Source organism: Syntrophaceae bacterium (assembly GCA_013177795.1).
GTDB lineage: Bacteria > Desulfobacterota > Syntrophia > Syntrophales > UBA2192 > UBA2192.
Map to the genome: position 1 here is coordinate 274,657 of JABLXY010000003.1, position 25,989 is coordinate 300,645.

Sequence of the window (25,989 nt, forward strand, 5' to 3'; positions counted from 1 at the left end):
GATTGGCGCCGGATTGTCCAACCTTCTTACCTTCACACCCTCTCAACCTCTGTTTCGACAAAGAGCAGTACTCGAAGCATCGGCGAAATGGAGGTCACGTTGGACAATTTCATCGCATTCTGGCAGCACCTGCCCTCGAAGATCGACCCGAACATTTTCTCGATCGGGTCCTTCCAGTTCCGCTGGTACAGCCTGATGTACATCGTGGCCTTCGCGCTGACGTACCTGCTGGTGGCCTACCGTCTGCGCACGGAGAAGTTCCCCTACAAGCTGGAGACGATCCAGGATCTCATGATCTGGGCGATCCTCGGGTTGATCGTGGGCGCACGGCTCGGCTACGTGCTGTTCTACAACCTGGGGTACTTCCTCCGGCACCCCCTGGAGATCTTCCTGCCGTTCAGCTTTGCCAACGGGATCCGGTTTGTCGGGATCAGCGGGATGTCCTATCACGGCGGGCTCATCGGCGTCGTTGCCGCGGCGCTGCTGTTCTGCCACCGCCGTGGGCTGCGGTTCTGGGACCTGGCGGACCTCTTCGTCCCCTGCATCCCGCTGGGCTACACCTTCGGGCGGATCGGCAACTTCATCAACGGCGAGCTCTGGGGCCGGTCGACGGACGTTGCCTGGGGCATGTACTTCCCGCTCGACCCGAGCCGGACGCTGCGGCACCCTTCGCAGCTCTACGAGGCCTTCTTCGAGGGACTCTTCCTCTTCGCGATCCTCTGGAGTCTCCGCCGCCGTCGGCCCTTCGAGGGGGCCTTTCTCGCCTACTACCTGGCCGGCTACGGGGCCGTCCGCTTCTTCATCGAGTACGTCCGGGAGCCCGACGCGCACATCGGCCTGTATTTCGGGCTGATCACCATCGGCCAGATCCTCTGCCTGGCCATGATCCTCGCGGGGGCCGGGCTCTATCTCCTCTTGCAGTCGCGGGCCGTTACCGCGAGACGCTGAACCCGGTTCAGGAGGCGACCATGGGCGATTTCATCCAGGTGACGACCACGGCACCCTCAAGGGAGGAGGCGGAACGCATCGCGCGAAGCCTCGTGGAGCGGAGGCTGGCGGCCTGTGTCCAGGTTGCGGGCCCCATCGAGAGCCACTATCGCTGGAAGGGGACCCTGGAGAGGTCCACGGAGTGGCTCTGCCTCATCAAGACGAGGCGGGCGAACTACGCGGCCGTCGAGGCGGCCATCCGCGCCGGCCACCCCTACGAGGTGCCCGAGATCGTCGCCTGCCCCATCGAGGCGGGCAGTGAACCCTACCTGGCCTGGCTTTCCGCCGAGACGGCGGAATGAAGAATTTTGCTTGCAATTTTTCCCCGATCACCTTTAAAAAACACGGTGAAGCGAACACACCGCATCGGGCGCGGTGCCTGTCATGGAAAGGGCTCATCATGGGAAACACACTTTACTCTCTGCCCAAGCTGTCCTTCGGGTACAAGGACCTCGAACCCTTCATCTCCGAGGAGCAGCTGCGGCTGCACCACGAGAAGCATCACGCGGCTTACGTCGCAGGGGCCAACGGCGTGCTGGAGCGGCTCGAAAAGGCCCGCCGGGAAAAGGCCGACCTTGACATGAAATCGACGCTCAAGGAGCTGTCGTTCCACGTGGGCGGGCACATTCTCCACTCCCTGTTCTGGGCGAACCTGGCCCCGAAGGGCAAGGCGGCCGACAGGCCCGTGGGGCTCCTGTCCGCGGCCATCGACAAGGAGTTCGGCGGCTACGAGCAGTTCAAGAAGGAGTTCACCCAGGCGGCCGTCAGCGCCGAGGGATCCGGGTGGGCGGCGCTGAGTTACTGCGCTCTGACCAACCGGCCGCTGATCGTGCAGATCGAAAAGCACAACGTCAACGTCTACCCCTCGCTCAGGATTCTCCTGGTTCTGGACGTCTGGGAACACGCCTACTATCTGGATTACCGGAATCTCCGGGCGAAGTTCGTCGAGTCCTTCTGGAACATCGTGAACTGGGACGAGGCGAACAGGCGCTTTGAGCATTCGCTGAAGTAGGAACACGCCCCCGGGCGCCGCGGCCCGGGGGCGATGACCAGTCCCGTTTCCCCCTCCCGACGCACGCCAGCCCTCACGAGCACGCCGGATCGAGGCCGATGCGGATCAAGATCGAGACATCCGGAAACGCGCGGGGGACCCGCCGGGCGTCCGCCTGGATCCAGGCCTTCCGCGTTCACTTCGTGCCCCCCAGCTTCCTGCCCGTGACGCTGGCCGCCGCCGTCGCCTGGGCGAGGCACGGGGTTTTCGATCCCTTCGCCTTCCTGCTCGTCTTCATCGGGGTGACGGTGCATCACTTCGGCCTCAACATGCTCGACGACGTCCTCGACTATCTCCACGCCGTCGACCGGGCCTGGGGGGACGAGAAGAACCCCTACACGGGGGGCAGCGGGGTGCTCACCGAGGGCCTGCTCAGCGTGGAGGACCTCAAGCGGGGCATCGCCGCCTGCTACGGCGTCACGATCGCGATCTGGATCACCCTGGCATCGATGAAGGGGTGGCCCGTTCTGCTCATCGGGGCCGTCGGGATCCTTTCGTCGATCTTCTATACCGTCCCCCCCGTCAAGTTCGCCTACCGGGGGTTCGGCGAGCTGGGGCTGCTGGTCAACTTCGGTCCCGTCCTCGTCATGGGGTCCTACTACGTCCAGCGGCAGACCTTCGATGCCGAGCCGCTGATCATTTCCCTCGTCCCCGGGTTTCTCATGTGGTCCATGATCGTCATCAACGAGATCCCCGACTACGAGGAGGACCGCCTGAGCGGCAAGATGAACCTCGTGGCCCGCTACGGCCGCGAGACCGGAGTCGTCCTCTACCGGGCGGGCCTTGCCGGGGCCTTCGTGACCCTGGCCGGGTCGGTGCTGTCCGGCGTGGCGCCGCCGCCCGTGCTCCTGGGTCTTGCCGCGCTGCCGGAGGCGCTCCGATCGGTGAGGGTCCTCAGGGAGAACTACCGTGACCGGCTCAAGATGATCCCCGCGAACATTGCCATCATCAAGGTGTACCTCATCACGGGAGTCGCCATGGTGGTGGGCTATCTGATTCACGGGGTGATGGGGTGGTGAACGGAGGCACGATAAAGAACAGGAAGCTGTGAAGTTGAGAAGTTCAGAAGCTCGGACAGTCCGATGGGCTATTGAATGCACTTCGTTCTCCAAGCTTCCCAACTTCATAACTTTTCAGCTTCCGCGATTTCGAAGCCCGGGCGCAAGTCATGGTACTCTAGCATGAAAAAGAGCATTGCCAAAATCAGCCCCGAGGTCCTCGTCGTCGGGTCTGTCACGATTGACACGATCGTCGAGAGACGAAGGACGTCGGAGCGGCTGGGCGGTGTCGTCACCTACGGGGGCCTGACCTTTCAGCGGCTGGGCGTCGCGACGGCCGCCGTGACGAACCTCGCGGCGGCGGACAAATCCATCCTGGGCATTTTCGCCGACGAAGGGATTGCCGTCCACGCAGGCAAGAGCCCCCGCACCACGCGCTTTGTCAACGAGTCCCGGGGGGACCTGCGCGAGCAGCGCATGCCGCATGCGGCAGGCCCCATATCGGCAGCCCAGATCGAGCCGCTCCTCGCAACGGTCCGCCACGTCCATGCGGGTCCCCTGCACCCCGACGACATCGAGCCCCGGGCCATGGCGCTGATCGGGGAATCGAGGAAAATCGTGAGCCTCGACGTGCAGGGGTACCTGCGCAAGGCCGAAAACGGCCGCATCGTCCCGGGTGTGTCGGCATGGCTCGGGGGGGCGCTGCACGCCGCCCACATCATCAAGGCCGACGAGGGGGAACTCGGCCTCATGCTCGACCATTTCCGCGAGAGCCTGCCGGGGTTTTTGCAGCGCTTCCGGGTCGACGAGGCCGTGATCACCCATGGCTCACGCGGGGCGAGCGTGTGGACGCGCTTCGGCGAGGGGTGCCACATCGCGGCCGCAGAGGTTCGTCGACCCGTGAGCACCGTGGGGGCAGGGGACGTATTCTTTGCCGCCTACCTCGCGGCCCATCTCTACCGGGGGCTCGACATGGACCTTGCCGCCGGGTTTGCGGCAGGGGTGGCGGCACGGCAGGTCGCGGGGAAGCACATTGCGCCGGCGCTGCTCGACCTGAGAGCCCGCACCCCGGTGAAAAAGGTGCGGTAGGCATAATCCTGCTCGGAGCCTTGCCCCTTCTTCCTGAAACCGTTTTCGAGACGGCGCCGGCGGGCACAACGCGGAAACAGGGTTGATAGGTTCAACCGGAAAGGAGGCAAAACACATGAAAGTACTGATCCTTTACTTTTCCCGGACGGGAAACACGAAGAAGCTGGCCGAGGAGATCGCCAGGGGCGTTTCGGAAGTCGAGGGTGTGCAGGCCATCCTCCGATCCACGGCGGACGTCACGAAGGAGGATTTCGTGGCCGCCGACGGGATCATCGCGGGTTCTCCCGTCTACTTCGGCTCCATGGCGGCGCCCCTCAAGGATGTCCTTGACAAGTACGTGGGGGTGCGGAAGAAGATGGAAAACAAGGTGGGCGCCGCCTTCGCCACGAGTGCCGACCCGTCGGGCGGCAAGGAGACGACGATGATCTCCATCATCCAGGCGCTTCTGATCTACGGGATGATCGTTGTCGGCGACCCCCTCGATGCCACGGGGCACTACGGCGTGTCCTGCCTCGGGGCCCCTGACGCGGCGGCGGCGGAAAACGGCCGCAAGCTGGGCAAGAGGGTGGCGGCACTGGTTAAGAAGCTAAGAGGGTAAGAAGGTAAGAAGGTTGGAATGCCGGGGGCCATGGAATGCTGCCTGCTTCTCCAACCTTCTGAACCTCTCACCTTCCCACCTTCTGTGTGCACACGCCGGCGATGGAGTTTCTCCGGAAAAGTAAGATCAGGTCTAAAGGCACGAGGTAAGAGATGAAGGTTGCCACGACGGAAGAGATGAGGACGATGGACCGTCATGCCATCGAGACGCTGGGCATCCCCGACGAGATCCTCATGGAGAATGCCGGGGGCGCCGCCTATTACGCGCTGGCCGGCGAGACGGAAATTGCGGGGAGGCGCTTCGCCGTTCTCTGCGGCGGCGGTAACAACGGCGGCGACGGCTTCGTCGTGGCCCGGAAGATCCACTCGGGCGGCGGCATCGTCAAGGTTTTCCTGCTTGCCGACAAAAGCCGCTTCCGCGGGGCCGCGCGCAAGAACCTCGACATTCTCCTCAACCTCGCCGTCGATGTCCGGCCCGTGGAGTCTGCCGGCGACGTGCGGAGCTACATCTTGCAGGCCGACGCCGTCATCGACGCCATCTTCGGCACCGGGCTCGACCGCGACGTGGAGGGCCTTCACCGGGAGGTGATCGAACTCGTCAACGCGCTGGGCAAGCCCGTCCTGAGCCTCGACATCCCATCGGGCGTCAATGGGGACACGGGCTCCGTGATGGGGACGGCCATCCGGGCGGCGGCCACGGTGACCTTCGGACTGCCGAAGCGGGGCAACCTGCTCTACCCCGGGTTTGCCTGCGGGGGAAAGCTCTACGTGACCCACATCTCCTTCCCCCCCGAGCTCTACGACTCGGAGGAGATCCGCATGGAGGTCAACGACCCGCTGCCGCTGCCCGCCCGCAGTCCCTGGGGGCACAAGGGCGATTTCGGCGACGCTCTCTTCGTCGCGGGGGCTTCCGGCTACTACGGGGCCCCGGCGTTCTCGGCGCTGTCCTTCCTCAAGGCGGGCGGCGGCTACTCGCGCCTGGCGGCGCCTGCGTCTGTGGTCCCGGGGTTGGCCGCGCAGGCGGGCGAGATCGTCTTCGTCCCTCAAAAGGAGACGCCGTCGGGAAGCATCGCCCTGAAAAACAAATCGGCCCTGCTCGAACTGGCGGAACGCGTGGACCTGGTCGTTCTGGGGCCGGGTCTCTCGCTGGCCGAGGAGACGCAGAAGCTCGTGCGGGAGCTGGCGGCCAGGATCGAGAAGCCCATCCTCATCGATGGCGACGGGATTACGGCCGTGGCGAAAAACCCCCGGTTTCTCAAGCGCCGCCGCTACGAGACCATTCTCACGCCCCACGCGGGCGAGATGGCCCGCATCACCGGCAAGGGCGTCGAGGCGATCGAGAAGGACCCCGTCGGGATCCTGCAGGAGACGGCTGCCGCCCTCGACTCGATCATCGTGCTCAAGGGCGCCCACACGCTCATCGGCTTGCCCGACGGCCGCGTGTTCATCAACATGAGCGGCAACTCGGGGATGGCCACGGCGGGCTCGGGCGACGTGCTGACGGGGGCCATCGGGGCCATGTTCGGCCTGGGCCTCGCGGTCCCGGAGGCGGTGCGGGCCGGCGTGTTCGTCCACGGGCTGGCGGGAGACCTCGCGGCGGCCGACAAGGGGGAGGACGGCATCACGGCGCGCGACATCATGGAGGGTCTGCCCAGGGCCGTCGCCATGGTCCGGGCTGGCGACCTGGGAGACTTGGCGGAGAAGAAGGGGCTTTACATCATCTGACCGGGGGCAATGGAATGTTGGAATAATGGGATATTGGATTTTTCAATTCTTTTCCGATAAAAACCCATCATTCCAACACGACATGACTTCAATATTCCAATCTTCTCAGAGGGTGCGCTCGGCGATGAAGTCGGCCATGGCCATCAGCGCCGCTTTCGCCTCGCCGTCCTCGAAGGGGGCAAGCCGCGCCTTGCCCTCGGCGATGATGCTCCTGGCGCGGCCCAGGGCGTAAGGGATGCCGTCGTATTTTCCGATGAGGCCGAAGACCGTCCGGATGTCCTCTTCCGTCGCCTGCTTGCGCTCCACGATCCCCCGGATGGTTTCCCTTTCCGCGGCCGTGCACCGTGCCAGCGTCCGGATGAGCGGCAGGGTGATCTTCCCTTCCCTGATGTCCATGCCGATGGCCTTCCCGAACTCCTTCTCGGCGGCCACGTAGTCGAGGGTGTCGTCGGTAAGCTGGAAAGCGAGCCCCATGGCGTGCCCGAAGCCCCGCAGGGCCTCGACCCGCTCGGGGGCCGCCCCGGCCATGAGCCCCCCCACGGCGCATGCCGCCGCGATGAGGACCGCCGTCTTCTTCTCGATGAGGGTGAAGTAGTCCTCCTCGGTGATTCCCACGTCGCCGCACTTCAGCAGCTGGAAGACCTCCCCCTCGGCCATGGTGTTCGTCGTCTCGGAGATGAGCTTGATGATGGCCAGGTCCCCGTCGCGCGTCATCAGGGTGAAGGAGCGCGAGTAGAGGAAATCCCCCACGAGCACCACCGCCGCGTTGCCCCAGACATTGTTGGCCGAAGGCTTCCCCCTGCGCGTCTCCGCACCGTCGACCACGTCGTCGTGCAGCAGCGTTGCCGTGTGGATGAACTCGATGACCGCCGACAGGGGGTAGCGCCTCTCCCCGCGGTAGCCGCACAGATCGGCCGAGGCCAAAAGCATGAGGGGGCGGAACCGCTTGCCGCCGCTCGTGATGAGGTGGTTGATGACCTGGGGGATGAAGGGGACCTCCGAGTGGAGGTACCTGCCGAGGTGCTCCTCCACCTGCTTGAGGTCGGTCTCGTAGCGGCGCAGGACGTCGTTCATGTTCATGGCTGGCCTTCCGGTCCGCGAAAAGGGCGCGGTATTGACGTGCTCTTATCGGAGAAGCCGCGAAATGTCAAGCGGGCCGCCGCCGGGCACGACGGAAAAAAAGGCTTTACATGACAGGGGTTTTGCTTACAATGAACACATGAAGACACCGTCGCGGGTCGAGCCTGCGCGGCACGTGCCGCCACGGCCGACTCACCGCGAAATTGAGTCCATGTCGATCAAGCGAGCCGTTTTCTTCATCTCCGACCGGACGGCGATCACCGCCGAAACCTTCGGACACAGCCTTCTCATCCAGTTCGACGACGTCGAATTCCAGAAGGTCACGCTCCCCTTCATCGACACGATGTGGAAGGCGCAGGACGCCCTCGAGCAGATCAACGACGCGAGGGAGCACACGGGCTCTCGCCCCATCGTCTTCAGCACGATCGTCAACTCCCAGATCCGCAAGCTGATCCTTTCCTGCGAGGCCGCCGTGGTGGATCTGTTCGACGCCTTCATCGGTACCCTCGAGGAGGAGCTGCGCGTCCAGCCGACTCTCGGCGGGGGATCCCACCACCCCTCGGCAGGCGACGAGCTCGACATCCGGATCAACGCCGTCAACTACGCCCTGACGAACGATGACGGGATCACGACCAAGAATTACGACAAGGCCGACGTGATCCTCGTCGGCGTCTCGCGCACCGGCAAGACGCCCACCTGCCTCTACCTGGGGCTGCAGTACGGGATTTTTGCGGCCAACTACCCGCTGACCGAAGAGGACCTGCTCATCGAGTACCGGAAGATTCCCGGCGTTCTCCAGCCCTACAGGGACCGGCTCTACGGCCTCACGATCAACCCCGAGAGGCTCCAGAAGATCCGGTCCGCCCGCCGGCCGACCGGGCGGTACTCGTCGCTCGAGCAGTGCCAGAAGGAGGTCTCCCTGGCGGAGTTCCTCTACGTCTCCAAGAACATCCCCTACCTCAACATCACCACCATGTCGATCGAGGAGATCGCCGCGACCGTGATGCACAAGAACAAGCTGCAGCGGCGGATCTTCTAAGGGACGGGAGCCTGGAGGCGCATCCCCTTGAGTGAGGAAGCTGAGAAGTTGTGAAGTTGTGAAGCTTGGAAAGGCTGAAAGCCAATCTCACAGTTTCCTCTTTTCCGAGCTTCTTAACTTCATAACTTCCTAACTTCAGGTCTTTTCGCCCGACTCCACTCCCGCGATCTGCTCGCGGGCCGTCACCCGGATCTCGTCCATGGCCTCGGGCAGTTCCCGGCTGGTCGAGACGCCCAGTTCACGGAAGCGGCGGAAGGAGGGCATGAGGCGCGTCTCGATGGAGCGGACGGCCTCGTTGTGGGCCTCGACGGCCTTCGCGAGGCTTGCCCCCGCCCTCGTGATGTGGTCCGCCACGACGGCGAAGCGCTCGTAGAGCTCCCGGCCCAGGCGGTTGATCTCCCGGGCCCCGGTTGCCACCTGTTCCTGCTGCCAGCCGTAGGCCACGGCCTTCAGCAGCGCGATGAGCGTCGTGGGGGTGGCGAGGATGACCTTCCGGAGGCTGCCGTCCTCGATGAGGCCCGGGTCGTTCTCGATGGCGGCGCTGAAAAAGGTCTCGCCCGGCAGGTACATGACAACCAGCTCCGGCGACTCCTCGAACTGGTCCCAGTAGGCCTTGGACCCCAGGGCGTTCATGTGGGCGCGCACGGCGGCGACGTACCCCGCAAAGGCCCTCTTGCGCTCCTCCTCGGTGACGGCCTGCAGGGCGGTGAGAAACGCGTCCACGGGGGCCTTGGCGTCGATGACGATCGCACGCCCGTTGGGCAGGCGGACGATCATGTCGGGCCGGAGCCTGCCCGACTCGGTGTCCACGGTGACCTGCTCATAGAAGTCGCACCAGGGCACCATGCCGGCCAGTTCCGCCGCGCGCCGCAGCGACATCTGGCCCCAGGCGCCGCTCACCTGCGGCTTGCGAAGCGCTGTGGAGAGGCTCGAGGTCTCCCGCTGCAGCGACTCATTCATCTCGGCAAGGGCCCTGATCTGCTGGGTCAGGTTCCAGGACTGCTCGGCGCGGGCCTTTTCCAGGTCCCGCAGCTGCTCCTCGTATCGCCTGAGCGTCTCCTGGAGAGGCCGGATCGTCCCCTCGAGCCCCGCCTGGTGCTCGCCCAGCTTCCCCTTCGTCTGCTCGAGGATCCTGCCGAGGTTCTCCTCGGCCAGCTCCAGGAAGCTGCGGTTGCTGCTCTCGAGGGCGGCCGACGCCTGGGCCCGGAAGGTGTCGGTCATCTCCGTCTTCATCCGCTCGATGATCTCCCGCTGCCGCTCGATGCTGCGGGCGGCCTCGTCCAGCCGCGCCTGGGCCTCCACGGCCTGGATGCGCTCGTCGTCGAGTGACTTGCGCAACCCCTCGATTTCGCTCTTCGACGTCTCGAGCTGGCGGCGCAGCTGGTCCATCTGGCCCTCGGCGTAGCGGGCGCGGCCCTCCATCTCGGAAACCCGGCCGCCGAGGCTCTGCCGGATCTCGTCGGTCTGCCGCATGCATTCCCTCTGGGCAACGAGCCGCGTCAGGACCCACAGGAGCAGGCCGCCCGCCGCAAACCCCGTCAAGAAAACGACCACGATCTCGATCGACATGAGGCCTCCTCAAGAAAGGCATTGGGCATCAAGCACGAGGCATCAGGGGTATCGGTAACGGAACCCGTCCGTTTTGCTGGAGCCTGTTGCCTGAAGCCTGTCTATTATCACCATCCCCGCAACATGGCAAAGGATTCGACGTGAGAAGCTCCCCGCTCGCCGGCGGGCGGTCTTGTCGGAAATCCGGCGAAGGGCGTCAACGTCGCAGGCGCAGCGGCGGCCCCTCGAACCCGCACGGCCGCGCACCGCCCGTCAGCCGCCGGCCGGATCGCGGTCTGCGGTCATGGGACACCCCGAAACCCGCACTCCGAGAGTCTTTGCGCCGAAACGCCCACCGGATGCCGGGTCCAGGGGAAGAAGCCGGAAAAGTTCTCCTGGAGCAGGTTTGCGGCTTTGATGGGCCAGAAAGGGGCATGTATCTTGCACTTCGACCGTACAATTTTTCGGCGGAGCCGTCGGAAACGTTGCCCCAGCAAGCTGAAAATTTTTTCTGGAAATGCGAAAAAAGCTAGACGAGGAGCGATTCCTGGGCTATACTGCCGCCGATTTTGAATCCGGTGGCTGATTTCCTTTCGAAAGGGGGATGGTCATCAAAGCACCGAACAAGGGAAAAAAGCGCGAGGGATTCAAGGCAACCTGACTAAATACAATTAAGGAGGAGCGTTTTACATGAACAAGGGACAGCTTGTTGAAGTGGTAGCCAAGGCACTTGGCTCCAAGAGCGCGGCGGAGAAGGCCATCAACGCAACCCTGAAGGCGGTCTCGGATGCCCTGAAGAAGGGCGACAAGGTCACGCTGGTCGGCTTCGGCACCTTCTCGGTCTCCAAGCGCGCCGCCCGCACCGGCCGCAACCCCCAGACCGGCAAGGAAATCAAGATCAAGGCGAAGAAGGTACCCAAGTTCACCGCCGGCAAGGCTCTCAAGGACATCATCCGGTAAACACAGTTGCCCTGGCCCCCGGTGCTCCCCACACCGGGGGTTTTTTTATGCCTGCGGGACGCCGTCCCACTTTTCGTTTGAGCTTGGCGCGGTGAATCGAGTAAAACCTGTGTCATGCCCGGTCTGAAGCTCTACACCAGCAACCGCCTCGAGGCCCTTGCCGGCAAGCTTGAGGAGACCCTCCGCGTTCCGCCGGCCTCGCCCATGGCCCCGGAGATCATCCTGGTCCAGAGCCGCGGCATGGAGCGGTGGCTCTCGCTGGAGCTGGCGCGGCGCCTCGGGATCTGCGCCAACATCCGGTTCCCGTTTCCCAACCACTTCGTCGAGGACGTCTTCCGCGGCGTTCTCCCCGATCTGCCCGCATCCCCGGCGTTTGACCCGGAGGTGCTGGCCTGGCGGGTCATGGGCCTTCTGCCCCGCTGTCTCGACGGCGAGGGGTTCGAGCCCCTGCGGGCCTACCTCGCCGACGACGGCCGCGGGTTCAAGCGCTATCAGCTCAGCCGCATCGTCGCCCGCCTGTTCGACCAGTACCTCGTCTACCGTCCCGAGATGGTCATCGGCTGGGAGTCAGGCCGGGATCGTCACTGGCAGGCGGCCCTCTGGCGGCTGCTTGCGGCCGGGAGCCCCCCGGGGTCGCACCGGGCGGCTCGCTGGAAGGAGGCCCTCGCCCGCCTGGAGCGGACCGGGCCCGGGCAGGCGCTGCCCTCGCGGGTCTGCGTCTTCGGCATCTCGGCCCTGCCGCCCTTCCACCTCCGCATCCTCGAGGCCGTCGCCCGCACGATCGATGTCAACCTCTTCGTTATGAACCCGTGCCGGGAGTACTGGTACCTCATCTACTCCGACCGCGAGATGCGAAGGCTGGCCGACCGGCTCGGGGCGGCCCCGGGCGACGAGGCCCTCCACCTGGAGAGGGGCAACAGCCTGCTTGCCTCCATGGGGGCCTTGGGCCGCGACTTCCTCCGGATGGTCTACGACATGGGCTGCGAGGAGACGGATGTCTCGGAGGAGCCCGGCGGCGGGAGCCTGCTTGCCTGCATCCAGTCCGATATCCTGAACCTGCGCGACCGGGGCGCGGACGGCGACAGGACCCCCGTCGCCCCCGGCGACGACTCGATCCGGGTCCATTCGTGCCACAGCCCCATGCGCGAGGTCGAGGTCCTCCAGGACCGGATCCTCGAGCTGCTCGACCGCGACCCGTCGCTGACGCCCGCCGACATCCTCGTCATGACGCCCGAGATCGAGACCTACGCCCCCTTCATCGAGGCCGTCTTCTCCCTGCCCCGCGACGACCGGCGCAGGGTCCCCTTCAGCGTCGCCGACCGCGGCATCCGAAGCCGGAGCGCGCTGGCGGACACCTTCCTGCGGCTCCTCGATCTCGAGGGCAGCCGGATGGGCGCCACGGAGGTCGCCTCCTTCCTCGAGACGGACGCCCTGCGGCGGCGCTTCGCCCTGAGTGCCGACGACCTGGCGCTCGTCCACCGGTGGATCCGCGACACCGGCATCCGGTGGGGGATCGACGGGTCGAGCCGCCGGCGGGAGGGGCTCCCCGAATTCGCGGAGAACACCTGGCAGCAGGGAATCGACCGCCTGCTTCTCGGCTATGCCCTGCCGGCCAGGGAGGACGAGCTCTTCATGGGCATCCTCCCCCACGAGGGGGTGGCCGAGGGCGAAGCGGCAACCCTGGGCTCGTTCCTGGCGTACCTGGAGCGGCTCTTCGCCTTCGCGGAGTCACTGCGCGAGCCCCGGGACCTCTCCGGTTGGGCCGCTCACCTGGCCGCCGCCCTCGACGGGTTCTTCCTCCCCGAGGGCGGCGAGGAAGACGAGGTGCAGACCCTGCGCCGGGCTCTGGCCGATTTGACCCTGCGCCAGGAGCAGTCCGGTTTTGACGGGAAGCTCTGCGCCGGGGTCCTGAAGGCCCACCTCGAGGAGGCGCTCCAGCAGGCCGGGTTCGCCTCGGGCTTCATCACGGGCGGTGTGACGTTCTGCGCCATGCTCCCCATGCGGAGCATCCCCTTCCGGGTGGTCTGCCTCATCGGGCTCGACGACGCGGCCTACCCGCGGCAGGCCGCGGCGCCGGGCTTCGACCTCATGAAGGAGCACCCGAGGCCCGGTGACCGTTCCCGCCGCCTCGATGACCGCTACCTGTTCCTCGAGGCCCTCCTGTCGGCCCGGGAGACCCTCTACATCAGCTACACCGGGCAGAGCATCCAGGACAACAGCGCACGGCCGCCGTCGGTCGTCGTGAGCGAGCTGCTCGACTACATCGCGCAGGGCTTCGAGATGCCCGGCGTAGCGGACATCCGCGACGCGATCACCGTGCGGCACCGCCTGCAGGCCTTCAGCCCCGAATATTTCCGGGGCGGGGCGCTCTACAGCTACTCCGCCGAGAACGCCGCCGCCGCGGCGGCTGCAGCCGCCGCCGGCCCGGGCCGGAAGCGGCCCTTCATTGCCTCGCCCCTGCCCGAGCCGCCCCCCGAGTGGAGGACCGTCGACGTCCATGCCCTCGCCCGGTTCTTTGCCAACCCGGCCCGATACCTGCTGACGCGCAGGCTGGGGCTCCGTCTCGACGAAGAGGGGGCGAGGCTCGCCGACGTGGAGCCCATGAGCATCGAGGGACTCGAGCGCTACGAGCTGGGCGGGCGGCTCGCGGCCCGCTGCATAGCGGGACTCGAGGCGGGGCCGCTGCTGCCCGCCGCGAGGGCGCTGGGGACCCTCCCGCCGGGCACGCCGGGGGAGTGCTGGTTCCACGAGCTCTGCGAGGGGGTCCGGGCCTTCGCGGCCCGGCTGAGGCCGCACCTGCAGGGCGAGCCCCTGGGCGCGATCGACCTCGACCGGACGATGGGGCCGTTCCGGCTCACGGGGAGGCTGCAGCTCGGCCTGCCGGCGGGCCTTGTCCACTACCGCTATGCGGACGTCAGGGCGAAGGACCTGCTGCGCGCCTGGATTCAGCACCTTGCCCTCGGCGCCGGGGCGGGCGACCGTTACCCCGGGCGCTGCGTCGTCATGGGCCGGGACACGGGCTGGCTCCTCGGGCCTGTCGCGGAAGGGGAACGCCTGCTGCTGCAGCTGCTGGAGATTTACTGGAGGGGCCTGACGGCGCCCCTGCCGTTCTTCCCCGAGACGGCCCGGGCCTATGTCGGGCGCCTCCAGAAGGGAAAGGGCGAAGCGGACGCGCTCAAGGCCGCCGGCCGGGTGTGGGCGCCGGAACGGGGGTACGCGGAACGGAAGGACCCCTATTTTTCCTTTTGCTTCGACGGGCCGGACCCGCTGGGCGGGGAGTTCCGGGAGCTTGCCGTTGCGGTCCTGGGGCCCCTGCTCGGACAGGCCGTGGAGGTGCGCTGAGATGCCCGCCGCCGATCCCCCCTTCGACCTGCTGAAAAGCCCGCTCGACGGCAGGAACCTCATCGAGGCAAGCGCCGGCACGGGGAAGACCTATGCCATCGCCGGCCTGTTTGTGCGGCTGATCGTCGAGAAGCGCATGGCGCCCTCCGACATCCTCGTCGTCACCTACACGGTGGCCGCCACGGAGGAGCTGCGCGGCCGCATCCGGACCATGATCCGGGAGGCCCTCGACGTGATGGCCGGGAAGGCCACGGAGGAGCGGTTCCTCGCCGATTTCACGGACGGTCTGGCCGACCGGGAGGATGCGCGCGGCAGGCTGCGCGAAGCGCTGCGGGGGTTCGACGAGGCCCCCATCTGCACGATCCACTCCTTCTGCCGCCGGATGCTCGACGAGAACGCCTTCGAGAGCGGCAGCCCCTTCGACACGGAGCTGCTGCCCGACGAGCGCATGCTTCGGGAGGAGATCGTCCGCGATTTCTGGAGGCGGCACTTCTACGAGGCGCCCCCCGAATTCGTCCTCTACGCCCGGGAACGCTTCAGCGGGCCGGCGTCACTGCTCGCCCTGCTCCGCGCGGCGCCCTTCCGCCACGATGCGCGGATCCTCCCCGAGGCTCCCCCCGCGGCCCTGGCGGGCCTCGAGGCGCTGCGGGAGGCCTTTGCCGGCCTTCGGAGTTCCTGGCCGGCAAGCCGGGCCGGCGTGGAGAGGGCCCTGCGGGACGAGGCCCTGAACCGGACGAAGTACGGCAAGCCGAAGCGATACCTCGAGGCCATGGACGCCTTCCTGGCGCGCCCCTGGGCGGCCCTGCCCCTGTCGGAGGACCTGGTGAAGTTCAGCCCCGAGACCCTGGCGGGGGCCGTGAAGAAGAATTGCCGGGCCCCGGCCCACCCGTTCTTCGAGCGCTTCGGCGATTTCCAGAGCCTGGCGGGGGCCGTCTGCGCCGAGATGGAGATGCATGTCCGGTTCCTGCGCGCCGAGCTGTTCCGCTACGTGCGGCGGGAGCTTGCCGTCCGAAAGAGGCGGCGAAACCTCCGGTCCTACGACGACCTGCTCGCGGATCTGCGGGAGGCGCTCAGCGCGGAGGGCTCCGGCATCCTCGCCGGGGCGATCCGGAGGAAATACCGGGCTGCGCTCGTCGACGAATTCCAGGACACGGACCCCGTGCAGTTCGCCATCTTCGAGACGGTCTTTGGGCGGGGCGACGCGGTGCTCTTCCTGATCGGGGACCCGAAGCAGGCGATCTACAGTTTCCGGGGCGCGGACCTGTTCGCCTACATCCGCGCCGCCTCCACCGTGCAGAGGCGCTACACGCTGGCCGAGAACTGGCGCTCGGAGCCGGGCCTGATCCGCGCCGTCAACACCCTGTTCGGTCGGCCCGCGAACCCCTTTCTCTACGACTCCGTCCCCTTCGGGCCCGCCCGGGCTGCCGAGGGACGCAAGGCGTCCCCGCTGACCGTCGGCGGGCGGCAGGAGGCGCCCCTGCGGCTCTGGGTCCCGGACGGGGAAGGCGGTCGGATCACCGCCGAGCGGGCCCGGGAGCGGATCCGCCGCGCCGTGGCGGCCGAGATCGCGCGGCTCATCGAGGCGGGCCGCCGCGGCGAGGCCCTCCTGGGGGATCGGCCTCTCCGGGAAGCCGACGTGGCCGTTCTCGTCCGCACGAACCAGGAGGCCCTCCTCGTGCAGGAGGCCCTCACCGGCCTCGGCGTCCACAGCGTCCTCTACACCACGGGCAACCTCTTCGACACGGGCGAGGCCCGGGCGGTGGAGCTGGTGCTGCAGGCCGTTGCGGAACCCGGCGACGAGGCGGCCGTCCGCACGGCGCTGGCCACCGACCTGATGGGGCTGGACGGGGCCGCGATCGACAGGCTCATGGCCGACACGGCGGCCTGGGAGGAAAGGGTCCGCCGGTTTCATGACTGGCGCGATACCTGGGAACGCCAGGGGTTCATCCGCATGTTCCGCGATCTCATGCAGGCCGAGGGGGTGCGACCGCGGCTGCTTGCACTGCCCGGCGGCGAGCGCCGCCTCACCAACGTCCTGCACCTGGCCGAGGTGCTCCACGGCGAGGAGATGCGGCGGCGCGCCGGCATGGGCGGTCTCATCCAGTGGCTGGCAACACAGCGGGACGAGGAGACGCCGAGGCTCGAGGAGCATCAGCTGCGGCTCGAAAGCGACGCCGACGCCGTCAAGGTCGTCACGATCCACAAGAGCAAGGGGCTCGAGTACCCCGTCGTCTTCTGTCCCTTCAACTGGGGTCCCTCCCGCGTGGGGAAGGTCTACAACTTCCACGACGAGGCGGACGGCTGGCAGCTCAACGTCGCGCTGGAGGATGCGGGCAACGAGGCGCGCCGGGCGGCCGAGCGGGAGCAGCTCGCCGAGAATGTCCGGCTGCTCTACGTCTCCCTGACGCGGGCGAGAAACCGCTGCTATCTCGTCTGGGGGCCCGTGGGCAAGTCGGAGACCTCGGCGCCGGCCTACATCCTCCACGGGCCCGACGGCGACCCCTCGTGCGCCGTCGACGAGACGGCGGCCCGCATCGCCGGGATGGATGCGGAGGGCCTGCTGCGGGAGCTGGAGACGATCGCCGCCGCCTCGGACGGGGCCGTCGAGGTCAGCCGGATGCCCGAGGAGCCGGGCCCCGTGATTTTGCCCGCTGCCGGCAGGGCGGGGCTCCTCGGCGCGCGCGAATGCAGCCGGGAGGTGGCGCGGGCCTTCGAGATCGCCAGCTTCTCGTCCCTCGTCGAGGACGCGGAGGGCGGCTCGGCGGCGGGCGAGGTCCTTGCCGAGCGCCCCGACCACGACGAGGGTTCTGCCCCGCGGGCCGCCGCGGAGGTGCCCGGCCCTGCGGACATCTTCTCCTTTCCCCGGGGGGCGAGAGCGGGAAAATGCCTCCACGCCATCCTTGAGCGGCTCGACTTCGCCGACGCCGGGCGCGAAAGCCTCGAAGGCATCGTTCGGGCCTCGCTGGCCGAGTACGGCTACGAAGCGCGATGGTGTGACACCCTGTGCGACATGGTCGGCCGGGTCGTCGAGGCGCCCCTCGACGCCGGCCGCGACGTCCGGCTCGCGGGCCTTGCGCGCGACCGGTGCCTGCACGAGCTGGGCTTCACGTTTCCGCTCAGGCCGCTCACCCCCGCGGGGCTCCGGTCGCTCTTCGCCGGCGCCGGGTGCGCCGCTGGCGACATCCCGGAGCGGATCGGCTCGCTGCGCTTCCGGCCCGTCGAGGGTTACATGAAGGGGTTTATCGACCTCGTGTTCGAACAGGGCGGGCGGTTCTACCTCGTCGACTGGAAGTCGAACCACCTCGGGATGCGTCCCGAGGACTACGATGCGGAGGCCCTGGCGGCCGTGATGCGGGACGACCTGTACGTCCTCCAGTACCACCTCTACGCCGTGGCCCTGCACGAGTACCTGAAGGGCCGTCTGCCGGATTACGACTACGACAGGCATTTCGGCGGGGCCTTCTACGTGTTCCTGCGCGGCGTGGACCCCGTGCGAGCCCCCGGCTGCGGCATCTTCCGGGACCGCCCCGCACGCCGGCTCGTCGAGACCCTCGCGGAGAGGCTCGTGGCAAGGCCCCGTGAGGTCAGGGGATCATGAACCCCGGGATCGTCGACAGCCTTCATGCGGAAGGCGCAATCTCCAGCCTCGACAGGGGCTTTGCGCGGCTGATGGCGCGCCTTGCGGGCTCGCGGGACGGGGCGCTCGAACTTGCCGCCGCCCTCGTGAGCCGCGCCTCGGCCGAGGGGAACATCTGCCTCGATCTGGCCGGCCTCGCCGGCCGGCCGGCCGCGGATGCCCCGGGCGCGCCGCGCTGCCCCGCTCTGGAGCCGTGGGTTGCCGCGCTTCGCCGAAGCGCCGTGGTCGGCGCCCCCGGAAACTGGCGCCCGCTCGTCCTGCACGGGACCCGCCTGTATCTTTACCGGCACTGGGACGCCGAGCAGGGCCTTGTCCGCTTCCTGCAGGGACGCTCGGAGGGCCCGGTCCCGGCAGTCGACGCCGGGCTGCTCCGGGACGGCATCCTGCGGCTTTTCCCGGGCCGGGACGGGGAGACCGACTGGCAGCGGGTCGCGGCGGCCGTGGCCGTGCTGCAGCCGTTCTGCGTGATCACGGGAGGCCCGGGGACGGGAAAGACGACGACCGCTGCGGCCGTGCTGGCCCTGCTGCTGGAGCAGGCGAAGGACCGGCCGCTGCGGATTGCCCTTGCCGCGCCGACGGGCAAGGCGGCAGCCCGGCTGCAGGAGGCCATCCGCGAGTCGGCCGGCAGGCTTTGCTGCGCGCCGGGCGTCCGGGAGCGCCTCGCCGGCGTGGATGCCTCCACGCTGCACCGCCTGCTCGGGCGCCGCCCCGGGCTCTCCCCGTTCAGCCGGGACGAGGAGGAGCCGCTGCCCTTCGATGCGGTTGTGGTGGACGAGGCATCGATGGTCCCCCTGCACCTTTTGTATACCCTGACGTCGGCTTTGTCCGGCGACGCGCGGCTGATCCTCCTGGGCGACCGGGACCAGCTGGCCTCGGTCGAGGCCGGCGCCGTCCTGGGGGACATCTGCGGGCCGGAGCGCAGGCGGCTGTATTCCGCGGCCGCCGCGGAGAGGATCGCCGAGGCGAGCGGAGAAACGGTGCCTCTGCTGCCGCGGGGCAAGGGCCGGTCCCCCGTCGGCGACGGCATCGTCGAGCTCACGCGAAACTGGCGCTTCGGGGCCGAAAGCGGGATCGGCGAGCTCTCCCGGGCTGTCCGGGAGGGCCGCCGGGACGAGGCCCTGTCGATCCTGCGGGCCGGCGGCCGCGGCGACCTGGGCTTCCGGCCTGTTCCCGGGGCCCGCGACCTCGCGGCGTCCCTCGCCGGGCCGGTGCTGGCCGGATACGGGGATTACCTCGCCGGGGGCAGGCCGGAGGAGATCTTCGAGCGGTTCAACCGGTTCCGGATCCTCTGTGCCCTCCGGGAGGGACCCTTCTCCGTGGAGGCACTCAACGGGGCCGTGGCGGCGATCCTGTCCCGCGCGGGGCGCCTGCGGCCGGGGCGCCCCTGGTACGAGGGTCGGCCCGTGATGGTGACCCGCAACGACTACGGCCTGCGGCTTTTCAACGGCGACGTCGGCATCGCGCTTGCCGACCCCGAGGCGGGAGGGGCCATCCGCGTCTTCTTCCCGTCCCCCGACGGCTCCATGCGAAAGTTCGAGCCCTACCGCCTGCCCGAGCACGAGACGGTCTTTGCGATGACGGTGCACAAGAGCCAGGGCTCGGAGTTCGATCACGTGCTGCTCATTCTCCCCGAAGGCGATGCGCGGGTGCTCACGCGGGAGCTTCTCTACACGGGCCTGACCCGGGCCCGCAAGCGCGTCGATCTCTGGGCAGGCGAGGCGGCCCTCGCAGCGGCCCTGTCGAGGCGCATCGAGCGGGCCTCGGGGTTGAGAGAGGCGCTCTGGGCCGAATCAGGCCGGTGAGCGGGAGCGCATCCTTTGAGATCTCGAAGTTGAGAAATTGGGAAGTTGAGACGCTTGGACAGGCTAGAGGCCGATTTCATGGTCTCGGCTTATCCGAACTTCTTACCTTCACAGCTTCCTAACTTCCATCTGGACGAGGGCGGCCGGCATCCGGACATTTTGACCGGCCTGACGGAAAGCCCGCGGCGAGTGTCCGGCGCAGTCCGTAAAACCGGCGCAGCGTCACATTTTCTGCGATGCCAAAACGGCACGAATGGCCCGTTCCGGCAATCCCTTCCTTATAATGATCCGGTTGTCGTTTCCTCCGCGCTGCCATTCCTCCACGGCCCCTGAGAGTTCGGAAGCCACTCCATTCCTGAAGCCTGAAGCCGGCGGCCGGAAGCCTGCGGCCAAGCCGCTGTTTGTTGGCATGAATCATGCTCATTCACCCTCTGCAGGAAGGTCTTCTTGTCGGGACACCGATCCGGGCGGGGACCGGGGGATCCGAATCCAAACGCGAGACAGACACAATGGATGCGCAGACGAAAAACAGGCTAGACCGGGAGTGGAAGAAACACGCCGACGAGATGGAGCTGGAGGTCATCCAGAAGCTCAAGGGGAACGCCGACTACCATGTGCTCGAAGTGGTCCGGGCCTCGCTGAAGCGCTTCGGCGTGGAAAAGGCGGGTCTCCGGAGAGACAGCTTCGTCATGCGGATCGAAGCGGCGGCGGGGACGGATGAGAACCGGCAGTCGGCGGGCGGATGGCTGTGCTTCGACAGCGAGCCCGACGCCGTGTTCTACCTCTTCCATGTCTGGCTCCGGCACGTCAAGACCAGCTTCACCGCCCTCGACGACGCCATGGCGGACACGGTGGATCTCGTGGAGAAGGCGATGGGGATCGCCGTGCGAGAGGGAGGGTTCGGCAACGAGGTCCTCAGGGACATGATCATCCGCTCCCTCGGCCGGCTGGCCTCGGTGTCCTTCGCGGCGGGGGTCTGCCTCGATGCGGGGAATCTCGAATCGGAGCTCCTGGAAGGCTGCACGGGACACAACGGCCGCCACGGCGAGCTTGCGAACCTCGCCGCGCAGGGCGCCCTCGACGTGAAGAACCAGAAGCATCTCAAGATGCTCGAGGCGTGGATGGCAACAAGACAGGCATAGGGCATCCGGCGCAAGGCATAAGAAGGATAAGGCGGAGAAAAGGACCGGGGATGCATGTTCCCGGTCCTTTTCTATCCTCGAGCCGCGACCGTCAGCCCCGCCCACCGTTGAGAAAATCCAGAACCAGCCGGTTGAACGCCTCCGGGTACTCGACGTTCGGCATGTGGCCGCAGCGCTCGAAGATGTGCAGGCGCGCCCCGGGGATTCGGCCCGCCGCATCGAGGGCCTGGCCCACGGGCAGGATCCGGTCCTGGCGGCCCCAGAGAATGAGCGTGGGCACGGCGATCGTGCCGAGACCCTCGCGGATGGGTTCCAGGATGCCGGGCCGTGCACCCCGGATCGTGGCGACGGCGCGCAGGATCCCCGTGAAGGCCCGGACCGCGCCCGGCCGGAAGAACATCTCGTAGCACATCCGCGCAAAGCCGGGTGTGATCACCGAGGGGTCATGAACCAGGCGGTGCAGAAAGCGGGTGAAGACGGGCAGGGGCGGCTTGACGAACAGGCGGTCGACGAGCGGGAGCGAAGCGATGCGGAGCGGCAGGCTGATGTCCTGCCCGAGGCCGGCGCTGCTTGCAAGGACGAGCCGGTCCACTCGGCCCGGCTCATCGAGGATGACGCGCAGCGCCACGCCGCCGCCGAGGGAATGGCCGACGAGCGCGGCCTGCCCGATTCCCAGGGCCGTCATGAAATCCCGGATGAAACGGGAATACGCCGCAGGACTGAAGCCCATCCCCGGGGGCATCGCCGTCCGGCCGAACCCGGGGAGGTCGGGGACGAAGACCCGGTGCCTTTCGGCCAGGGCACCGATGTTGGCCGACCAGATCTCCGCCGAGGCGCCCAGGCCGTGGATGAGCACGACCGGCGGTCCGGCTTCGCCGGCGTGCAGGAAGCGCGTGCGTGCGCCGTTCACGTCGATGCAACGGTCGGGATACAACGCCCCGTGCCTCCTCGATTTGGTTCCTCACGACCCGGGCGGGCAATGACCGATTCACCCACGATCCCCTGTGGGAAGAAGACAGCTTCCGGAAGAGGCCGGAGCCCTTCCGGATCGATTTCCATCACCGGGGTCTGTCGGCCCCGTGCCGACATGTCGCTGTTCCGCGGGACGGGCATTGATTGAAGGGCAGGCGACCGGGTACGAACAGCCCACCGAAAGTGCCCGGAGCTTGTGCCAAGTGCAAAAATAACGGTTGTTTTTTCCCGTGATTTGTATACAATGCCATCGGGTCTGTCAATGATGGGACATCGTTCCACTATGCGACATGGCCCCGTTTTTTTTCCAGCAGGCAGCATGACCAAAGAGAAGCAGATCGAGAAACTGAAGTCGCTGGGCGACGAGTTCATCTACGCCCTGATCGATAATCCCTATGAGTGCCCCATCGTCATCGATAACAACGGGATCATCCGCTTCATGAGCCGCTTCAGCAAGCGCCTCATCGGCATCGACCCCGACGAGGCCGTGGGCCGGCACATCAAGGATGTCATCAAGGAAACGCATCTCCACGAGATCCTCCAGCACGGCAAGGCCCGGATAGCCGATCTGCTCTACATCGCCGGCAAGCAGCAGGTCATCTCGCGGATCCCCCTCAAGGATCTCCAGGGCAGGATCCTCGGGGCCGTCGGCAAGGGGGTCTTCAGCAAGGTCTCCAAGGTGGCCGAGCTGTCGCAGCGGATCGAGCACCTCAACGACCAGGTCAAGTACTACAAGCAGCGGGTCACCGACATGCGGGGCGGCTCGACAATCGTCGGCGGCACGGAGGCGATCCTGCGCATGAAGGAGAGTGCCCTGCTGGCCGCCAAGAGCAACGCATCGGTCCTCATCACGGGCGAATCCGGCACGGGCAAGGAAGTGGTGGCCCACTACATCCACCAGAACAGCTCCCGGTGCGCCGGCCCCTTCATCCGGGTCAACTGCGCCTCGATTCCGCGCGAGCTCTTCGAAAGCGAGCTGTTCGGCTACGAGGGCGGCGCCTTCACCGGGGCCCGCTCCCAGGGAAAGCCGGGCAAGTTCGAGCTTGCCAACGGGGGCACGATCCTGCTCGACGAAATCGGCGAGATGCCCCGGCCTATGCAGGCGAAGCTCCTGAGGGTGCTCCAGGAGCGCACCGTCGACCGGCTGGGGGGGACCAGGCCGATCCCGGCCGATTTCCGCCTCATCGCCGCCACGAACCGGGACCTGCAGGAGATGGTGCGAAAGGGGGATTTCCGGATGGACCTCTTCTACCGCATCAACATCCTCAGCATACACGCACCGAGCCTCAGGGATATCCGGGGGGACATCCCCCTGCTTGCCGCCCACCTCATCGGGCTGCTCAACGAGGAAATGGGCTGGGGGGCCTCCGCGATCTCGCCCGAGGCCATGGAAGAACTCAAGAACTATGACTGGCCGGGCAACGTGCGGGAGCTGCGCAACGTCATCGAGAGGGCCATGATCATCGCCAAGGAGCGCGTCATCCGCCCCGAGGATCTCCCCGACAGGATCCGCGGCGGGGCGGCAGGCGCCGTGCGGACCCCACGGGACCAATCGGGATCCCCCCGCGCGGGGAACCTGCGCCTCATCCTCGCCGAGACGGAGAGGCAGGTCATCCTCGAGACGCTTCGAAAGGCAGGGGGGAACAAGGCGAAGGCCGCAAAAATGCTGGGCATCCACCGGACCTCGCTCTATCAGAAAATGAAGATGCACGGGATGGATGCCGAGGGGGAGGTCGATTTCAGTCTCTGACGGGCCCTCGGTTCGATGCGTCAAATAAATATTTTACCGACCCGTTAAAACATCATCTTGGAATCCGGAGATCTGTCGCGTAATCACTACATGTACATATTCAAGAACACATGCCTGAAAACCATTCCTGTCGCAGGTTTTGAAGCAAGTTCCACCGTGCAGAATATAATTGTGTAGTTTCTACTCTACATTTCTCCCTTTACCCCTCCTGGTTAACTCCGCCTCAAAATTTGAAAAAATCTAATGAATACATAGCGATATGTATGATCTCACGGGACTGGTCCGTCTCTTGCGATAGGTCGATCGCGTTACAAACCTGTCCTCCTAGAGGGAGACCATCCGGGAAGAAGTCGGGAATGGCGCGCGATGCTTCGGCGGATCGGGCAAGAGGAGCCCGCCGGGCATGAAAGGGCGCTGACAGGTCAGGCAGAGATGGAAATCCGTTTTTCGGGGGAGACACCATGGATGTAAGAGCGGATAAAGTCATGTCCCTGTCCGAGGCCGTCAGGACCTATGTGAAGGACGGCTCGCACATCTCCATCGGCGGGTTCACCGTCAACCGCAACCCCATGGCGGCGGTTTACGAGATCATCCGCCAGGGGATCAGGAACCTCCACGTCTATGCCCACTCCAACGGCACCGGCGTCGACGAGCTCGTCGGCGGGGGCTGCGTGGGCAAAATCGAGATCGCCTACGGCGGAAACGGGAGGGCGGCCCCCACCTGCATCCGGTTCAAGCAGGCGATCCAGAAAGGGACGGTGGTTCACGAGGATTACTCCAACTACCAGATGAGCCTGCGGTTCCACGCCGGGGCCATGGGCGTTCCCTTCCTGCCGACGCGGTCGTCGCTCGGGACGGACATCGTCAACAAGTGGGGCTTCTCCAAGGAGATGCGGGCAAAGGACCCCAGGCTGCCCGACGACAAGCTCATCGTCATGGACAACCCCTTCGGCGGCTGGGCCAATTGCCAAAAGGTCGTGCTCGTGCCGGCCATCAACCCCGACGTGACGATCCTCCACGTCCAGAAGGCCGACCGGCAGGGGACATGCCGCATCCATGGCCTGCAGTTCTGTGACGTGGACCAGGCCAAGGCGGCGCGAAACGTCATCGTCACCTGCGAGGAACTCGTCGATGCGGCCGAGCTGAGGAAGGACCCCGAGTACAACCAGATCCCCTTCATCCACGTCACAGCCGTCGTGCACGTCCCCTACGGGGCGTACCCCTCTGCCTGCCATCGATACTACGACTACGACCCCACGCAGCTTGCCGATTTCGCGAAGGCCGCGAAAGACGACGGGACGTTCAAGGCCTACCTCGACAAGTTCGTCTATGGGGTCAAGGACCACCAGGGGCTGCTCGAGCTCGTCGGTGCGGAGCGGCTCGCGAAGATCAAGGCCGACCCCCGGACCGGGTATGCCACCGGTCTGGACAGAAAGTAAGGAGGGCAAGCGCGATGGACTACACACTCAGGGAACTCATGGCGATCATCGCCGCCCGTGAGATCCGGAACGGCGACATCGTCTTCTGCGGAACGGGCATTTCCATGGTGGCGGCCATGGCGGCCAAGCACATGAACGCCCCCGAGAGCATCATCTTCTTCGAGACGGGCGCCATCGACTCGGCCCTCGAGGAGATCCCCATGGCCGTGGCGGACCCCCGCGTCATGTACGCTGCGGCCTCCAACGGAGGGCTGCTCGACGCCTTCGCGACGATGCAGAACCGGATCACCGGCGACCGGGTCATCGGGATCCTGGGCGCCGCCCAGATCGACAAGTACGGCAACATGAACTCCACGAGCATCGGCGACTACTTCCGGCCCAAGACACGCTTCTCCGGGAGCGGCGGGGCCTGCGACGTGGCCTCCTTCGTGCCCCGCTACATCATCTTCATGCAGCACGAAAAGAGGAAATTCCCCGTGAAGGTCGACTATCTCACGAGCCCCGGCTACCTCGACGGCAACGGCGGCCGCGAGCGGGCGGGCCTCATGACGGGCGGGCCCAGCGCCGTCGTGACCAACCTGGCCATGATGCGCTTCGACGAAAAGACCAAGGAGATGTACCTGGCCTACTACTACCCCGGGATCACGCCGCAGAAGATCCTGGACAACATGGAGTTTTCCGTCGACGTCTCGAAGGCGCAGGAGGCCGCACCGCCCACGGCGAGCGAGCTGAAGATCCTGCGGGAGGTCGTCGACCCCCAGCGGATCATCCTGTGATGACGATCGCCGCCCGGCCGTCGGGGCGCCGCCGGCAGGGTCGGCGTGACGGAAA

At 66.5% G+C, this 25,989-nt stretch carries 19 protein-coding genes; 16 read left to right on the forward strand and 3 right to left on the reverse strand.

Features of this window, described 5'->3' with window-relative positions; all coding sequences use genetic code 11:
- Nucleotides 1-99: 99 nt before the first annotated feature.
- The 7 genes from HPY67_11205 (at nucleotide 100) to HPY67_11235 (ending at nucleotide 6,447) form a co-directional block, all read left to right on the forward strand.
- A complete protein-coding gene (locus tag HPY67_11205) occupies nucleotides 100-948 on the forward strand; it encodes a prolipoprotein diacylglyceryl transferase (protein ID NPV05287.1) in 849 nt (282 codons plus the stop codon).
- Between the two features lie 20 nt (nucleotides 949-968).
- Complete coding sequence (locus tag HPY67_11210) at nucleotides 969-1,289, forward strand: divalent-cation tolerance protein CutA (protein NPV05288.1); 321 nt, start codon at nucleotides 969-971, stop codon at nucleotides 1,287-1,289.
- 98 nt (nucleotides 1,290-1,387) lie between these two features.
- Nucleotides 1,388-1,999: a superoxide dismutase gene (locus HPY67_11215; GenBank protein ID NPV05289.1), complete on the forward strand. Its 612-nt coding sequence runs from the start codon at nucleotides 1,388-1,390 to the stop codon at nucleotides 1,997-1,999.
- 98 nt (nucleotides 2,000-2,097) lie between these two features.
- Entirely contained in the window at nucleotides 2,098-3,057 is a 960-nt protein-coding gene (locus tag HPY67_11220; GenBank protein ID NPV05290.1) for a prenyltransferase, read from the forward strand.
- 162 nt (nucleotides 3,058-3,219) lie between these two features.
- Entirely contained in the window at nucleotides 3,220-4,125 is a 906-nt protein-coding gene (locus HPY67_11225; GenBank protein NPV05291.1) for a hypothetical protein, read from the forward strand.
- Nucleotides 4,126-4,240: 115 nt separating this feature from the next.
- Entirely contained in the window at nucleotides 4,241-4,723 is a 483-nt protein-coding gene (locus HPY67_11230) for a flavodoxin family protein (protein NPV05292.1), read from the forward strand.
- A gap of 152 nt (nucleotides 4,724-4,875) precedes the next feature.
- Nucleotides 4,876-6,447 carry an NAD(P)H-hydrate dehydratase gene (locus HPY67_11235; protein ID NPV05293.1) on the forward strand — a complete coding sequence of 524 codons (1,572 nt, stop codon included), beginning with the start codon at nucleotides 4,876-4,878 and terminating at the stop codon, nucleotides 6,445-6,447.
- 105 nt (nucleotides 6,448-6,552) lie between these two features.
- Here HPY67_11235 and HPY67_11240 read toward each other — a convergent pair whose 3' ends face one another.
- Nucleotides 6,553-7,521 carry a polyprenyl synthetase family protein gene (locus HPY67_11240; GenBank protein ID NPV05294.1) on the reverse strand — a complete coding sequence of 323 codons (969 nt, stop codon included), beginning with the start codon at nucleotides 7,519-7,521 and terminating at the stop codon, nucleotides 6,553-6,555.
- A 223-nt stretch (nucleotides 7,522-7,744) separates the two neighbouring features.
- On the opposite strand from HPY67_11240, the gene HPY67_11245 reads away from it, so the two are divergent.
- Complete coding sequence (locus HPY67_11245) at nucleotides 7,745-8,566, forward strand: kinase/pyrophosphorylase (protein ID NPV05295.1); 822 nt, start codon at nucleotides 7,745-7,747, stop codon at nucleotides 8,564-8,566.
- A gap of 135 nt (nucleotides 8,567-8,701) precedes the next feature.
- Here the strand turns inward: HPY67_11245 and rmuC are convergent, their stop codons facing one another.
- Nucleotides 8,702-10,135, reverse strand: a complete 1,434-nt coding sequence (rmuC, locus tag HPY67_11250; protein NPV05296.1) for a DNA recombination protein RmuC — start codon at nucleotides 10,133-10,135, stop codon at nucleotides 8,702-8,704.
- Between the two features lie 669 nt (nucleotides 10,136-10,804).
- Here rmuC and HPY67_11255 point away from each other — a divergent pair.
- The 5 genes from HPY67_11255 to HPY67_11275 all read left to right on the forward strand — a co-directional run bounded on the left by HPY67_11255 (nucleotide 10,805) and on the right by HPY67_11275 (nucleotide 20,997).
- A complete protein-coding gene (locus tag HPY67_11255; protein NPV05297.1) occupies nucleotides 10,805-11,074 on the forward strand; it encodes an HU family DNA-binding protein in 270 nt (89 codons plus the stop codon).
- Nucleotides 11,075-11,188: 114 nt separating this feature from the next.
- On the forward strand, nucleotides 11,189-14,416 hold the full coding sequence (recC, locus tag HPY67_11260) for an exodeoxyribonuclease V subunit gamma (protein ID NPV05298.1): 3,228 nt from the start codon (nucleotides 11,189-11,191) through the stop codon (nucleotides 14,414-14,416).
- A 1-nt stretch (nucleotide 14,417) separates the two neighbouring features.
- Nucleotides 14,418-18,014 (forward strand): exodeoxyribonuclease V subunit beta, encoded by a 3,597-nt coding sequence (recB, locus tag HPY67_11265; protein ID NPV05299.1) that lies wholly within the window; start codon nucleotides 14,418-14,420, stop codon nucleotides 18,012-18,014.
- On the forward strand, nucleotides 18,011-19,855 hold the full coding sequence (gene recD, locus HPY67_11270; GenBank protein NPV05300.1) for an exodeoxyribonuclease V subunit alpha: 1,845 nt from the start codon (nucleotides 18,011-18,013) through the stop codon (nucleotides 19,853-19,855). Before recB ends, recD begins: the two co-directional genes overlap by 4 nt.
- A 509-nt stretch (nucleotides 19,856-20,364) precedes the next feature.
- Nucleotides 20,365-20,997 (forward strand): hypothetical protein, encoded by a 633-nt coding sequence (locus HPY67_11275; GenBank protein NPV05301.1) that lies wholly within the window; start codon nucleotides 20,365-20,367, stop codon nucleotides 20,995-20,997.
- A gap of 91 nt (nucleotides 20,998-21,088) precedes the next feature.
- Here the strand turns inward: HPY67_11275 and HPY67_11280 are convergent, their stop codons facing one another.
- Nucleotides 21,089-21,931 (reverse strand): alpha/beta fold hydrolase, encoded by an 843-nt coding sequence (locus HPY67_11280; GenBank protein NPV05302.1) that lies wholly within the window; start codon nucleotides 21,929-21,931, stop codon nucleotides 21,089-21,091.
- Nucleotides 21,932-22,288: 357 nt separating this feature from the next.
- On the opposite strand from HPY67_11280, the gene HPY67_11285 reads away from it, so the two are divergent.
- From HPY67_11285 to HPY67_11295, 3 genes are all read left to right on the forward strand, one after another.
- A complete protein-coding gene (locus tag HPY67_11285; protein NPV05303.1) occupies nucleotides 22,289-23,719 on the forward strand; it encodes a sigma 54-interacting transcriptional regulator in 1,431 nt (476 codons plus the stop codon).
- 461 nt (nucleotides 23,720-24,180) lie between these two features.
- Entirely contained in the window at nucleotides 24,181-25,158 is a 978-nt protein-coding gene (locus HPY67_11290; GenBank protein ID NPV05304.1) for a CoA transferase subunit A, read from the forward strand.
- 14 nt (nucleotides 25,159-25,172) lie between these two features.
- Nucleotides 25,173-25,934: a ketoacid-CoA transferase gene (locus tag HPY67_11295; protein ID NPV05305.1), complete on the forward strand. Its 762-nt coding sequence runs from the start codon at nucleotides 25,173-25,175 to the stop codon at nucleotides 25,932-25,934.
- Nucleotides 25,935-25,989: the final 55 nt, after the last annotated feature.

What these genes read in the sequence shown, in the direction of transcription:
- rmuC (NPV05296.1), bottom strand. Translation starts at nt 10,135, where the DNA reads ATGTCGATCGAGATCGTGGTCGTTTTCTTGACGGGGTTTGCGGCGGGC.
- HPY67_11225 (NPV05291.1), top strand. Translation starts at nt 3,220, where the DNA reads ATGAAAAAGAGCATTGCCAAAATCAGCCCCGAGGTCCTCGTCGTCGGG.
- HPY67_11230 (NPV05292.1), top strand. Translation starts at nt 4,241, where the DNA reads ATGAAAGTACTGATCCTTTACTTTTCCCGGACGGGAAACACGAAGAAG.
- HPY67_11295 (NPV05305.1), top strand. Translation starts at nt 25,173, where the DNA reads ATGGACTACACACTCAGGGAACTCATGGCGATCATCGCCGCCCGTGAG.
- recB (NPV05299.1), top strand. Translation starts at nt 14,418, where the DNA reads ATGCCCGCCGCCGATCCCCCCTTCGACCTGCTGAAAAGCCCGCTCGAC.
- HPY67_11285 (NPV05303.1), top strand. Translation starts at nt 22,289, where the DNA reads ATGACCAAAGAGAAGCAGATCGAGAAACTGAAGTCGCTGGGCGACGAG.
- recC (NPV05298.1), top strand. Translation starts at nt 11,189, where the DNA reads ATGCCCGGTCTGAAGCTCTACACCAGCAACCGCCTCGAGGCCCTTGCC.
- HPY67_11255 (NPV05297.1), top strand. Translation starts at nt 10,805, where the DNA reads ATGAACAAGGGACAGCTTGTTGAAGTGGTAGCCAAGGCACTTGGCTCC.
- HPY67_11210 (NPV05288.1), top strand. Translation starts at nt 969, where the DNA reads ATGGGCGATTTCATCCAGGTGACGACCACGGCACCCTCAAGGGAGGAG.
- HPY67_11220 (NPV05290.1), top strand. Translation starts at nt 2,098, where the DNA reads ATGCGGATCAAGATCGAGACATCCGGAAACGCGCGGGGGACCCGCCGG.
- HPY67_11235 (NPV05293.1), top strand. Translation starts at nt 4,876, where the DNA reads ATGAAGGTTGCCACGACGGAAGAGATGAGGACGATGGACCGTCATGCC.
- recD (NPV05300.1), top strand. Translation starts at nt 18,011, where the DNA reads ATGAACCCCGGGATCGTCGACAGCCTTCATGCGGAAGGCGCAATCTCC.
- HPY67_11275 (NPV05301.1), top strand. Translation starts at nt 20,365, where the DNA reads ATGGATGCGCAGACGAAAAACAGGCTAGACCGGGAGTGGAAGAAACAC.
- HPY67_11290 (NPV05304.1), top strand. Translation starts at nt 24,181, where the DNA reads ATGGATGTAAGAGCGGATAAAGTCATGTCCCTGTCCGAGGCCGTCAGG.
- HPY67_11215 (NPV05289.1), top strand. Translation starts at nt 1,388, where the DNA reads ATGGGAAACACACTTTACTCTCTGCCCAAGCTGTCCTTCGGGTACAAG.
- HPY67_11240 (NPV05294.1), bottom strand. Translation starts at nt 7,521, where the DNA reads ATGAACGACGTCCTGCGCCGCTACGAGACCGACCTCAAGCAGGTGGAG.